12 protein-coding genes are annotated in these 13,700 nt (G+C 42.5%); 11 read left to right on the top strand and 1 reads right to left on the bottom strand.

The window, feature by feature from the left end; genetic code table 11:
- From HWQ44_RS18690 to HWQ44_RS18655, 8 genes are all read left to right on the top strand, one after another.
- Positions 1-1,555: phage tail sheath subtilisin-like domain-containing protein (locus HWQ44_RS18690; RefSeq protein ID WP_292721477.1), on the top strand; the 1,555-nt coding region annotated here is incomplete at its 5' end.
- Positions 1,556-1,565: 10 nt separating this feature from the next.
- On the top strand, positions 1,566-2,036 hold the full coding sequence (locus HWQ44_RS18685) for a phage tail protein (protein ID WP_292721474.1): 471 nt from the start codon (positions 1,566-1,568) through the stop codon (positions 2,034-2,036).
- Between the two features lie 67 nt (positions 2,037-2,103).
- The gene (locus HWQ44_RS18680) at positions 2,104-2,841 is read left to right on the top strand and encodes a phage baseplate protein (protein ID WP_292721471.1); all 738 of its coding nucleotides are present in this window, start codon (positions 2,104-2,106) and stop codon (positions 2,839-2,841) included.
- Positions 2,841-6,119 (top strand): hypothetical protein, encoded by a 3,279-nt coding sequence (locus HWQ44_RS18675; RefSeq protein ID WP_292721469.1) that lies wholly within the window; start codon positions 2,841-2,843, stop codon positions 6,117-6,119. Before HWQ44_RS18680 ends, HWQ44_RS18675 begins: the two co-directional genes overlap by 1 nt.
- Before the next feature lie 3 nt (positions 6,120-6,122).
- A complete protein-coding gene (locus HWQ44_RS18670) occupies positions 6,123-7,370 on the top strand; it encodes a DUF4255 domain-containing protein (protein WP_292721466.1) in 1,248 nt (415 codons plus the stop codon).
- Positions 7,367-9,469: an ATP-binding protein gene (locus tag HWQ44_RS18665; RefSeq protein WP_292721464.1), complete on the top strand. Its 2,103-nt coding sequence runs from the start codon at positions 7,367-7,369 to the stop codon at positions 9,467-9,469. Before HWQ44_RS18670 ends, HWQ44_RS18665 begins: the two co-directional genes overlap by 4 nt.
- Positions 9,466-9,714, top strand: a complete 249-nt coding sequence (locus HWQ44_RS18660) for a hypothetical protein (RefSeq protein ID WP_292721461.1) — start codon at positions 9,466-9,468, stop codon at positions 9,712-9,714. Before HWQ44_RS18665 ends, HWQ44_RS18660 begins: the two co-directional genes overlap by 4 nt.
- Positions 9,711-11,603, top strand: a complete 1,893-nt coding sequence (locus tag HWQ44_RS18655; protein WP_292721457.1) for a DUF4157 domain-containing protein — start codon at positions 9,711-9,713, stop codon at positions 11,601-11,603. Before HWQ44_RS18660 ends, HWQ44_RS18655 begins: the two co-directional genes overlap by 4 nt.
- A gap of 224 nt (positions 11,604-11,827) precedes the next feature.
- Here HWQ44_RS18655 and HWQ44_RS18650 read toward each other — a convergent pair whose 3' ends face one another.
- A complete protein-coding gene (locus HWQ44_RS18650) occupies positions 11,828-11,968 on the bottom strand; it encodes a hypothetical protein (protein ID WP_292721454.1) in 141 nt (46 codons plus the stop codon).
- A gap of 128 nt (positions 11,969-12,096) precedes the next feature.
- Here HWQ44_RS18650 and HWQ44_RS18645 point away from each other — a divergent pair, with 128 nt between their 5' ends.
- The 3 genes from HWQ44_RS18645 (at position 12,097) to HWQ44_RS18635 (ending at position 13,688) form a co-directional block, all read left to right on the top strand.
- Positions 12,097-12,531 (top strand): hypothetical protein, encoded by a 435-nt coding sequence (locus HWQ44_RS18645; protein WP_292721451.1) that lies wholly within the window; start codon positions 12,097-12,099, stop codon positions 12,529-12,531.
- A gap of 118 nt (positions 12,532-12,649) precedes the next feature.
- Positions 12,650-13,306, top strand: coding sequence for a hypothetical protein (locus HWQ44_RS18640; RefSeq protein ID WP_292721448.1), 657 nt, complete (start codon positions 12,650-12,652; stop codon positions 13,304-13,306).
- 97 nt (positions 13,307-13,403) lie between these two features.
- Entirely contained in the window at positions 13,404-13,688 is a 285-nt protein-coding gene (locus HWQ44_RS18635; protein WP_292721445.1) for a LysM domain-containing protein, read from the top strand.
- Positions 13,689-13,700 lie beyond the last annotated feature (12 nt).

Below are 13,700 nucleotides of genomic sequence, written 5' to 3'. Positions count from 1 at the left end.
CACGATTACAGGCGTATCTACCTCTATTACTGCCTTTATTGGTCGCGCCTTACGAGGCCCTGTAGACGAGCCGATTACTATTAACAGTTATGGCGACTTTGAACGCATTTTTGGCGGATTGTGGCTGAATAGTACCCTTGGCTATGCTCTACGAGATTTTTACCTCAACGGTGGTAGCCAAGCAATTATTGTCCGACTCACTCACTCTAAGTTGAAACAGGCAGAAGGTCAAACTCCAGGGGAAACTGAACCCACAGCTAAGAAAGCACAACTAAATGTGAATGGTCTTAACTTAGAAGCAGCGAATGAAGGCAGTTGGGGAAATGCTTTGAAAGTGCGGATTGAATATGTAGATACTAATGTCAGACGTGACGCAAATGAGCAAAAACTATTCAACATTACAGTTCTGGATCAAAATACAAGTCAATTAGAAGTATTTCGCAACGTATCGGTGCTGCCAAATCATCCAAGACGAGTAGATAAAGTTTTGTTGAATGAATCTTATTTCGTTCGATTTAGAGATGAATCTCTGCCAACAGACAGACCAGGTGCTCATGCTCAACCCGCACCTGATAAAAGATTGTGGGATGATAATAACGATACAAATACCAAAGCGGAACCAAACAGCGGTGCGGATGGTGACGATCTAGATGTGAACGACTTCACAGGGACAAATAAGGAAGCAAATAAACAGGGTCTTTACGCTTTAAATAAAGCCGACCTGTTTAATATGCTTTGTATTCCGCCTTATAAAAACGATGGCAATATAAATTATGATTCTTTAGTCGATCAAGCAGCAAAATTTTGCCAAACCCGACGAGCATTTTTTATCATCGATCCGCCCAGTACTTGGACTGATAAGGATAAGGCCAAAGCTGGTATTCAGAACGACCTTGGTGAACCAACTAGTTATGCTGGTGTTTTCTTTCCTCGAATCAAGCAGCCAAATCCTTTACGGGAAAATCAAATAGAAGAATTTGTTCCTTGTGGTGCGATCGCGGGTGTATTTGCTCGTACTGATGTTCAACGCGGTGTATGGAAGGCTCCAGCAGGTACAGAAGCAACCTTGACGGGTGTACCACAATTGAGTGTACCTCTAACAGATCCAGACAATGGGGAATTGAATCCTTTGGGAATTAATTGTTTGCGAACTCTACCAGCTTATGGTCGTGTGATTTGGGGATCGCGGACGCGGAATGGAGATGACCGTCTGACGGATGAATGGAAGTATATTCCGGTTCGTCGTTTCGCACTTTTCTTGGAAGAAAGTCTTTATCGCGGTACGCAATGGGTTGTCTTTGAGCCAAATGACGAGCCGTTGTGGGCGCAAATTCGCTTGAATCTTGGAGCTTTTATGCACACTCTCTTCCTTCAAGGAGCCTTTCAAGGTCGTAAGCCGGAAGATGCTTACTTTGTGAAGTGTGATAAAGAAACAACAATCCAAAATGATATTAACTTAGGAATTGTCAATATCATTGTTGGTTTTGCTCCTCTCAAACCTGCTGAATTTGTCATTCTCAAGATTCAGCAAATAGCCGGACAAATAGCAGTTTAAGGAGAAATATATGCCTTCTATTTCAGGTAAACGTTTAGACCTCTACAAAAACTTTAAGTTTGTTGTGAAATTCGCTGGTAAAGACGTGGCTGGGGTAAGTAAAGTCAGTGGTCTGAAGCGAACCACTGAGGTCATAGAACACCGTACAGGTGGCGACCCTAGCACTGTCTATAAGTCTCCAGGACAAAGCAAGTACGATCCCATCACCTTAGAACGAGGTGTTAGCAAAGATACTGATTTTGAACAATGGGCAAATAAAGTCTGGGCGCTTGGTGGTAGTCCAGAAGTGTCTCTGGCAGATTTCCGTAAAGATATCACTATTGAGGTTCGTGATGAAGCTGGTCAGAAAGCGACTTCATATAACATTTTTGGTTGCTGGGTTTCGGAATATCAAGCTTTACCAGACTTGGATGCTAGTGCTAATGCTGTCGCTATCGAGTACATAAAGATAGAAAACGAAGGTTGGGAACGTGCTTCATGATTAACTCGGCTTAGTTAATCATGATTTAATTGTTTAACCAGCAGGAAACTAACTATACGATTCCTATATGCGATCGCTATCAGCCTCGGAACTGTTAAATATCTGGGAGTGGGGACTTAATCAGCCATCTTGGTCTAAAGCAATCAAGCTACTAGCTAGTGCTTGTCCTGAAACCTCTATAGATATGCTTACTCAATTCAGTCTCGGTCAGCGTGATGCTATGCTGCTGACATTGCGGGAGTGGACATTTGGTTCACAACTGGTTAGTCAAGTGACTTGTCCAAGCTGTGGTGAAGTCTTGGAACTCAATTCTGATATTGCAGATATGCGTGTAGCACCACTGTCACTTGAACCAGTTGAGAAATATTGTCTTGAGCTTGCTGATTATCAGGTGAGTTTTCGTCTACCAAACAGTTTAGATATGATAGCGATCGCTGAACACAAACAGCCAGAGATTGCTCAAGAGATTTTATTAGAACGCTGTATTTTGCAAGCAGTGTGTAACGGCGAATATCTGCCGTTTCAGCAATTACCATGTCATACCAGAGATGCAATTATTACCCAAATGGCTCAAGCAGATCCTCAAGCAAATGTGCCAATTGATATTTCCTGTTCTGCTTGCAACCACCAATGGCAATCATTATTTGACATTGTGTCGTTTTTCTGGGCTGAGATTAACGCTTGGGGATTTCGAGTGTTGCGAGAGGTACATACTTTAGCTGCTGCTTACAGTTGGCGTGAAGCTGATATTTTGGCGATGAGTCCCAGACGGCGAAAATTGTATTTAGAGATGGTGACGGACTGATGAGCAATTATCTCTTTCATTTGGTAGCTAAAAGCTTTAACTTAATCGATACAGTTCAACCTCTTGTCTTATCAGTCTTTGAACCGTTACCAGAGTCTAACCTTGACTGGGAGCCATCGATTACCACAGAATCAACTGAGTTAGAAACAACATCAGAAACGGAAAAATTTCCCAATTTTGACATTGTGCAGTTGTTGGAGAAGCGATCGCCTGCAACAATAGGGCAAATATCTGAAGAGATAACTAACCCCCTGTTAACTAATTTAACTTCAACACCTGTTCAATCTTCCCAACCAATACTAAAGTCAATTCCTAATTTGACACAAAAGCCTGACTTAGAATTATCCTCCAATTGGCCTTTTTTAGATTCAGTTCTGACTCAAATCAGCACTAATAATCAGCAATTTACTTCAAACCCAGAGCAAAAAATAAGCACTACTCCACTAACTTTTGCTGCTGCTCAATTATCACAGAAAGAATCAAGTAAAATTAATCCTGTTGATTCTTCTATCCAACCTTCAAACTCAGAGCAAAAAACAAGCACTACCACACTAAATTTGGTTCCTGGTCAGTTATCACAGAAACAACTAACTAAAATTAATCCTGTTGTTTCTTCTGTCCAAACTTCAAACATAGTCAATTGGGAACGATTAATAATTAAACCTTTTGTAGAATCAGGAATACTTTCATCGGCTGCAAATCAAGCAGCACTTAATTCTAATACAGAGTCTATAATTTTACCACAAACAAATACTTACCTATCGAATCATCTCGTTTCTGTACACAACACAGGATCAAATACTTCTCTCTCTAAGCACATATCTGAACAGGGGCAGATTCCACTTACATCTTTCTCCCACCAACTAATTACAATCAATCATTTGGGTTTATCTTTGCAATCACCTTTAAAGGCATATTTACAAACATATCTTACCGAAAATCCAACAAAGCCAATAATATCTTCATTTATTCCTCCAGATAAGAAAAATTCATTACCAAATCTAAACCCTATAATTTTAAAACCTGCGATCGCAAAGGAAAAGAATACTCCTGTCTCAAAGTTATTTGAGCAAGAATCAGGAGAAATTACAACTCAATCATTAAATAACCAATTACTTGAAATTAATCAACAAGTTTCTCCTAATGTCTTACCAAAGGTATTGTCTTTGAAGCAATCTCTCCCGCAAATACAAGCAGAAGCCAGCACTATTCTATCAATTCCTAGCGTTCTACAACAGGGAAAATCTGCAACTGAAAACTTACAGAAGCAACCTACAGAAATTAATCCAGTCTTTATCCATTCTCAGTTATCACAAGTCGAAAATTCTGAGGAACTTCCTCCTCAACTTCAATCAGAATCAACAGCCATGTCTACGATGAAAAACTCTTGGAAAGGCTACACCAACGTCTACGCTCCTGCTATTTCTCAAGTTTTGCCTTTAACACCTATGCTAGCAGTGGAAACTAGCACTCCCGCCTCAAGTTCTGTAATTCAACACCAGAAAAAAGCTGTAACTGAATTGTCATCAACGCAATTGCTACAAAGAAGTGGGAATGTTTCATCTACTCAAGTGCAAAAGCTGATAAGTTTACAGCCATCTATTCCAGAAAAACCTGTAGACAATGCACCTGTTGCTAATCAAATATTGCCCACAAATCAAAAATCATTAACACCTGGGTTGACGCTAGAAACTAGCACTCCCAGCTTCAGTTCTGTAATTCAACACCAAAAACAGTCTGCAAGTGAATTAGTACAACAGCAATTACCGCAAATAATTGGGAATGAAAATGTTTTATCTTTGCAAGTAAAAAAGCTCATTAATCCACAACTAGATTTCAGTCAGTTTTTAGAAGAACCTGTGGCGATGTCTACGACGGGTAATTCTTGGAGAGGCTACGCCAACGCCTACACATCTGCAAGTGAGCGGGTACTATCTTTAACACCTGTGCCAACTATGGACACTAGCATTTCCGCCTTAAGTCCTGTAATTCAACCACAAGTACAACATGGAGCGATACCTTCTCTTCTCTACGAGAGGCTGCGCCAACGAGACGCTACGCCTAGCTTGCTTCCCCGTAGGGGTACGGTAAGCTCCGCTAACGCATCTACTATTGATAGTACGTTAGCGAATTCACACAAACAGAGCTTAACACCTACAATTGCTATAGAAACAATTGCCGAACCCCAGGAAAAACTTACGTCTAATGTGCCAGAAAATCAGCAGAGGTTTCTCCACAAAAATGTTTCATCTATACAGCCATTTGTCGCAGATGCTTCTGCTAAACTATCTTCGCTTGAGACAAACAGTTCTACTGCACCATTCGTAAATAATCTATCATCATCTATCGCTTCACAACCGATAACTCAGCTAACTGCTATTAATTCAGATATAATACCAACTCCTGCTTTACATCCTTCAACCCCAGGAATTGACATACAATCACAGGTCAACTTTTCTGACTCTCACTTGTCTGATTTCCGTAGAGAAAAAGCTTCTGCTCAGGAAGTCGGCTTACAAAACTATAATAAGAGCGATCGCAAACATGTTGGTATCCAGAAAATTGGCGTTGTTGAACAGTGGGATGAATTGGGGCTACTAGCTGGGGGAGAGATGAACGTTAATTACGCCCATCATCCCGTAAATATGCAACGCCAGCAAATTAATCGTAATCAAGGTATACTGACCAGCCCAGTTGAAAACTTAATATTACCCCAAAACGCATCTCCTAACTTATCTATGTCTGCGGATAGATTCAAAAAGCGCCAAGATATTGCTATCCAGAAAATTGGTGTTGTCGAACAGTGGGATGAATTGGGGCAAGCTGGGGGAGAAATGAACGTTAACTACGCCCATCATCCCGCAAATATGCAACGCCAGAAAATTAATCCCAATGAAGGTATATTCACCAGCCCAGTTGAAAATTCAATATTACCTCAGAATACATCCCCTAACTTGTCTATGTCTGCGGATAGAGGTAAAGATGAAGTCAAGTCTTTGTACTTTACGCAATTAGAGGAATCTGATTTCAGACCGCTATCTCAGCCTATCAATGACCTCACTGTAAAAAATTTGTCAGTCGTTGCAGCTAGTAGCAAAAAAGCCCAGAAGCGATCGCCACCAAAATATGACGCACCACCTCCTATTCAAGTCACAATTGGTCGGTTAGAAATTCGTAGTGCAGCCCCAGCACCACCTCCGCCTCGACCAAAGCCCCAGACAACATCATCTGTGATGAGTTTGAATGAATACTTGCAGCGACGCGCCAGAAGGAGGTAAGCGATGAGCAACGCTTTAGCTATTGCGGCTGTCACAATTACATTGCGTCACTTGCTCCAGCAAAGGTTTGATGTTGAGAGTTCGGGGGGAATTAGTGTGACGACACGACCATTGGATAAGGTACGAGATAATACTGGTAGTAGTGGCGATCAAGTTAATTTATTTCTCTACGATACTCAAATAAACCCAGCTTGGCGGAATATGGATATTCCTTCTCAAGTGAAGCCGGGTGAAACAGGACAGCAGCTTTTGCCGTTGAACCTATACTACCTACTGACTGCTTACGCTCAAAATGATGACTTCCCAGAACCTACTAGTCATCGGTTGTTGGGTGTGGCGATGAGTGTTTTTAATGACCATCCTATGATTACTTCTGCGGATATTAGGGCAGCTTTGCCCACTACCGATCCGACTGAGTACGACCTTGACTTACAAGAAGAACAGTTGCGAATTGATTATCAACCGCTATCTGTGGAAGAGGTGTTTAATCTCTGGTCAACTTTTCAAGTACCCTATCGAGTTTCAGCTGCTTATGAGGTGTCAGTAGTGCTGATTGAGAGTAGCTTGCCTGCAAAAACTCCGCTACCAATTATTAAACGTCAGTCTAGCGATCGCGGCCCAATTCTGCAATCAAACCTATCCTCACCCTTACCCACACTGGTTTCTCTGCAATTACCTAACCAGCAAGCTAGCGCCAGATTAGGCGATATTCTGATTCTTAATGGTTTTCACTTAGATGCGGAAAATGTAGTTATATCTTTTACAAATATTCGTTTAGAAATTTCTCTGGAATTGCCACCTTTAGCAGAGAAGACGGCAACAGAGATTAGAGTCCAATTACCTGATGAGCCTGTAAACTGGGCGGCGGGTTTATATACCGTGGTAGCCAAAGTAACGCGAACTGGCGAACCAAGTCGGACTACCAATGAATTATCTTTTGCCTTAGCACCAAAAATCTTAGATGTTATACCACGACAGGCAATAGTAGATGCTAATGGCGAAGTAACCCTCACTCTGATTTTAAGCCCCCAAGTGCGACCAAGACAAAGGGTGGCGTTATTGTTAGGCGATCGCGAAGTTCTAGCTCAACCACATCCAAATCAAACAGATAGGCTGGAGTTTCGGATTGCAGGTGTTACACCGGGTGAGTATTTTGTACGAGTGCGGATTGATGGAGTAGATAGTTTGCTGGTGGATCGCACAGTGACACCGCCTGTTTTCGACCAGAACCAGAAGGTGGTGATTTTATGAACAACCTCGATTCTTGGAGAGCAAACAATGAAGAATACCTAGCAAATGAACTGGCTTGGCTACGCTGGCGTTTGTCTGAGTTTGCACAGTTACCTGATATTGAAAAGCCTAAAGTCACAGAAATGGCAATAGTGGAAGGGATGAATCCATCCACAGCACTAGTTCTATTAAGCCAAAAGTTAGATTTATCTGACTTTGAACAACAGGTCTTACTGTTATGCATTGCAATGGAATTAGATCCAGGTATAGCGCGTCTTTGCGCCAAAGCTTCAGATAATTCTCACCAGCCTTATCCTACCTTTGCCTTAGCTTTATCATTATTCGATGAACCTACTTGGGATGCTCTTTGTTGGGAACGACCTTTGCGTTACTGGCGATTAATTGAAATTCATCAGTCAGGAGTTCAACCGCTGACTACGAGTGGTTTACGGGTAGATGAACGTATATTAAATTATGTTAAAGGATTAAATTCTTTAGACGATCGCTTGGTGGCATTACTGATGCCGATGGAAACAGCTGAATGGAATGTAAAATTACCCCCATCTCAAAACGCTGTTGTCAAAACAATTATTCAGCAACTGCACCAAGCGCACAGAGAACAACGTTTACCAATTATTCAGCTAGTCGGGGCAGATTCCCTCAGCAAGCAACTAATAGCCCAACATGTAGCAGCCCAACTAGATAAATATATCTATCGTTTGTCAGTGGAATTATTGCCCACTCAGGCGGGAGAATTAGAGACAATTGCTCGTTTGTGGCATCGGGAAAGCTTGTTATTGCCGCTGGCGCTGTATTTAGATGCCCAAGAAATTGACACTAAACCGACTACAGAAGGACAAGCACTTCCCTTGCATCGGTTTCTTACCCGCAGTGGTGGTCTACTTTTCCTTAGCACTCGTGAAGTTAGGCAATTGGGTCTGCCGACAATTGTCGTAGATGTTGAAAAGCCAACACTCAGGGAACAAAAAGCAACTTGGACTGAGGCATTAGGAGGAGTAGCAGATACTAGTCCGCAGGTTCTGGCGACTCAGTTTAACCTAAATTTAGTCAAGATTGAGCAGATTGCCCAGCAAGTGTTGGGGGAAATGCCGTCGCAGGAAGAAGACCTAACCCCCCCAGCCCCCCTTCCCTCGCAGGGAAGGGGGGAGGAAGAGGAGGACTCCCCTCTCCTTGTAGGAGAGGGGTTGGGGGAGAGGTTCAACGAATCGGCTTGGAGAAAAACCTTGCGTGGTAAGCTTTGGTCGGTTTGTCTTGCTAATACTCGTCCGCAGTTAGATACTTTAGCTCAACGCCTCGACCCGAAAGCGACTTGGGATAATATTGTCCTACCAGCAGAAGAGACAAACTTGCTGCATCAAATTGCTGACCAAATTAGGCAGCGCAGCCTAGTTTATCAACAATGGGGTTTTCACAACCGCATGAATCGGGGTATGGGAATCAGTGCCTTGTTTGCGGGAGAAAGCGGCACAGGGAAGACGATGGCGGCAGAGGTGATAGCCAATGATTTACAGCTAAATCTTTACCGGATTGACCTTTCATCTGTGGTCAACAAATATATTGGAGAAACAGAGAAAAATCTGCGGCGTTTGTTTGACGCGGCGGAAGATGGCGGGGCGATTCTGTTTTTTGATGAAGCGGATGCTTTATTTGGCAAGCGTTCTGAGGTGAAGGATAGCCATGACCGCTACGCCAATATTGAGGTGAATTACCTGTTGCAGCGATTGGAGGCTTATCGCGGTTTAGCTATTCTAGCAACCAATCTCAAGAGTTCGTTAGATCATGCCTTTATGCGTCGCTTGCGGTTTATTGTGAATTTTCCCTTTCCGGGTGTGGCTGAACGTCAGGTGATGTGGCAAAAGGTGTTTCCACCAGAGACACCAATACAAGATTTAGATTTTAACCGTTTGGCACGTTTGAATATGACGGCGGGCAGTATCCACAATATTGCTTTAAATGCGGCGTTTTTGGCTGCTGGGGCTGGTACATCTGTGACGATGCAGTTGGTGTTAGCGGCAGCGCGGGCTGAGTTTCGCAAGTTGGATCGACCAGTGAATGAGGCAGATTTTCGGGTTTTAGCACCTACGGGGGTAAGGGGATGAATATCAACATTGATATAGAGAAACTGATTTTAGAGGGAATGCCGATTTCTCCTAGCCAGGCGCGGTTGTTGCAAGCAGAGGTGGAGAGTGAATTGGCGAGATTGCTGGCTAATGAAGGTTTACCAGACAACTTACTTTCAGGTGGGGTAGTGCCTGGTGGTGCAATTCAAGTAAAGCCTGGAACAAACCCCAGCCAAATGGGGCGACAAATTGCACAAGAAATATATAGAGGAATGAAACCATGACTACTAAAAGAATTGCCCAAACTAATCAGGAGCGAAATAGTGAGAAATCCCAAGGAAGTGGAATTTTACAGCGTGCAGCCGTTCGTTCGGTTTTGGATGCAGAGGTGCAATCAAAAGAAGATAAAGAAGCACAGCCATTAAGTAATTCAGCTTTATATAAAGACTTTAGCCGAGTGCCTATCAGCACAACAAAACCACAGCAGATTATGGCGAAGCTGACAATTGGGGCAGTGGGGGATAAATATGAACAGGAAGCGGATCGGGTAGCGGCGCAGGTGGTGCAGCGAATAAATGCATCTGCGTCTGTGCGGTCAGGTGAAGATGAAACTGTTCAGCGAGAGGAGATGGAGACAAAAGATAATAAAGCAAGACTGATGAGGTTGCCAATATTACAGCGTAGGTCTAGTAATGGTGGGATGACTGCTACGCCAGACCTGGAAGCGTCCATCAACCGAACAAGAGGAGGCGGACGACCGATGGAAAATAATGTCCGGAAACGAATGGAACAAGGATTTGGGGCTGATTTCAGTAAAGTAAAGATTCACACAGATGCTCAGTCTAACCAGTTAAATCGATCAATTGGTGCGCGTGCTTTTACCACAGGTCGGGATGTGTTCTTTAGGCAGGGGGAATATAACCCTGGTAGTCGCAAAGGGGATGAGTTGGTGGCTCACGAGTTGGCTCATACAATTCAGCAGAGTGGTTTAACTGATGTCGCTTCGACCAAAGAGGTGATTCAACGAGCAGTAGGATTTGAATTCGAGATTACTGACTACGAGGTGACCAACCAAAATGGTGAGCGCATCCCTAAGAAAGAAGTGATTCAACAGGGTCACAAGTTTTCGCTCCAAGGTGAAGACAAAGGTACTGAGAGGTCATGCATTGAGTTTGTAACAGACCCACCGGGCTACAATACTGAAGAAGAATTAACGCAGAGCATGACGGATATGGTCGCGTTGGCTCAAAGACTCCAGCAACAGCAAGGTCAGGGTAACATCCCGATTGCAAACGGACAGTACTTGATCCAACCCAACAATTTCCAAGCTCATGTACAAGCCTCAGTAGGTGTGCCACTTGAGAGCTTGTCAAGGCTCTACGCACTTATGGAGGATACAACAAATGATAAATATTATCGCGCACCCCGTCTTCGGGGTGCACGATCAGCGTATGTTGCTCAGAAGACAATGAACAACCCACCTAGCTACGAACTAGTAGGATTTCTGACACTTTTGAGTGACTACTTGATCAGTGGTGGCGGTTATGAAAAGAGGCCAATCACTAAAGGACTATTTAGAATCATGGCTCGCACTGATTTTACTACTATGTTTTCTAGCTTACCTCAACAAGAACTAAATTATTTTCTAAACAATCTCGAAGACTGGCTCGTTATTGTACTGGCTGGTGCTCCTAGTGAGAAAGGTTCAGATCCAACTAAGGCTATCATTAATCAGTCTTTCTCCTATGATGATGACTTTTTGATAAATCCTGATAAAAAGGGTGAAAAAATTGGTGTTAGCCGTGGACACTGGCTAGCCAGTATGCGTGAGACGGACTTACTCCGCGAAGGAACACATCACTTGATCGAATCTATGGGAAGCCTTGGCTCTAGAAGGGACAGGGTTACAACTTGGGGAGGCTTAACGGAGAAAGATGCTCCTATCTTCGAGCTACGCAACTTGTCTATACCAGGTACACCTGATAACTGGGTGAGATATGCGTTAAATGTGTGGGAAATGGTTAAGCAGGCTAATGAAGACCCGAAATATTCCCAAGAGTTCCACGAATACTCATATGAGACAGATGATCCTAATTCCCGACCCTCTCAAGACAAACTAAAGCGTATCCGTGATCTCGCTGAAAAGTGTACGGATATGAATTTCTTGCTTTAAGAATGAAAACAACCACTATCAACTAGCTTGTGTAGGTTGGCAGTATGATAAGCGGGTTTTAGTGTGATCGCCCATAGGTTGGGTTGAAACATGAAACCCAACAACTCAAAATTCAAATTTTCCCGAAACATTACGGTTTACTTTAACTAAATGCCTTTCTTGTAGCTACAGCCTTAAAAGTCAAGCGATCGCTCATGTATAAATGTTGATGAGCGCGTCATTATTTACTCATTCAAACTGACCTCAAAGCGATCGCTCATGTATGAAAGTTGAAGAACGTGCGCTCGCAGTATTATTTGCTGGTTCAACCTGACTTTAAAGCGATCGCTCATGTATGAAGGTTGATGAACGGGCGATCGCCTCATCTGACAAGTGCGATCACTAATCTTGTAGCAACAGTCTTAAAAGTAATGCGATCGCCAATGTATGAAGGTTGATGAGCGTGCGATCACCAAATAGCAAACTAATCTTTTATTTGCTCACCAAAAAACAGATGTTAGACTTTATTCTCATCACAGGCGATCAAGCCATATTCAACCCCATCTTTGGCAAAGCAATAGTTGTAGTGCGTCCTTTCATCTTAAAAGGTACTGGCATACCAACAGTTAACAAAAAAAATATTTGCGTTGTTGGTGACGAGAAAAAAGTTATTGTACCTGGTTGTTCTTACATAAGTCCGCCAAATATCACCCCTGGTACAGGAACACTTTCCATTCAATCCTTAGCCATCAATCAAAAAGCTAGAAAAGTTAAATCTACCCGAAAAGCAGTATTGCTCAAAGGTACTACCTTCATAGCGAGATTTCAAGTTATCGTGCCAGCTCAAATACCGCCAACACCAGTAACACCAGCAATACCAGACCCCATTCCTTTGTATCCTGGTACGGGATACTTTACTACTACAAATATGACAACAAAAGGTACTTGATAAAAATTTGTAGAGACACAATTTTTTGTACTCTTATTGACTATGCGATCGCACTCTTTTAAAGTTTGCCTTTCTTAAAATTAGTACCAAAAAGCACAAATGATTTAGGAATAATTTTATGTCCCACTTTCCCGGTGCGCCAAAGTTATTAAAAGCAACGATCGCTGTCCTTGATGCTGTTAGTTTTTTGCCCAAAGGATTGATTATACTGCAATACAATCCTGAAACACTCAGACGCACTTTACAGGTTCGGGGTGCGGGTTCTGAAGGAAGCGATCGCTTAGAAGCCTTGCGTTTGGTTGCACCACCACTAGAGACAATTCAACTAGAGGCGGAAATTGATGCCACAGATCAACTGGAGTTTCCTGCAAAAAATCCAGATACAGTGTTATTTGGCATATACCCTCAATTAGCAGCCCTAGAAACCCTAATCTATCCTAAAAGCAGCCAAATTCAGACAAACAATCAACTCGCCCGCACAGGTGTTTTAGAAATCTTACCAAATGAGGCGGATTTAAGTGTATTTATATGGAGCTTAAATCGTGTAATGCCAGTACGCCTCTCTGAGTTCAGCATTACCGAAGAAGCATTCGATTCTAAACTAAATCCCATTCGTGCCAAAGTCAGTTTAGGTATGCAAGTATTAAGCACAAATGATTTGAGATTTGATCATAAAGGCAACAGCTTGTTCAGAGTCTATCACAAGCAAAAAGAGCTTCTAGCTAAGGTAAACACGGCTGCGACTGTTATCAAGACAGTTGCTTCTTTCTTATAAACTTGGCTATCTTTAATCATGAATTATTTCATCTGTAAGTTTCTCAAAAATATCTCGGTAAATATAGGTTTTTAGTTGTAAAATAAAAAAGAGTAAAATGTTAACTGAAAACAGTCGTTACTACAATATAAAAATTGCCAAGTGGCAAACAACATCAAATCAAACTATCAGTTATCTCACGCGGAGATTTTTACCGTCATCACAGAGGTTTGAAATTTTTCAAGAACATCAAGTCAGCGAAGGCGATCGCCTAGATAATATCACTGCAAATTATCTTCATGACCCGGAAGTTTTTTGGCATCTATGCGATGCTAACAACGCTATGCACCCTGATGAATTGACTGCCCAAATTGGTCGGCGACTACGTATTCCCCTGATCTAAAAAGATTAACTT

Origin of the sequence: Nostoc sp. JL34 (assembly GCF_017114945.1) — a bacterium.
Taxonomy (GTDB): Bacteria; Cyanobacteriota; Cyanobacteriia; order Cyanobacteriales; family Nostocaceae; genus Nostoc.
This window is presented reverse-complemented; position numbering and strand designations above follow the sequence as displayed.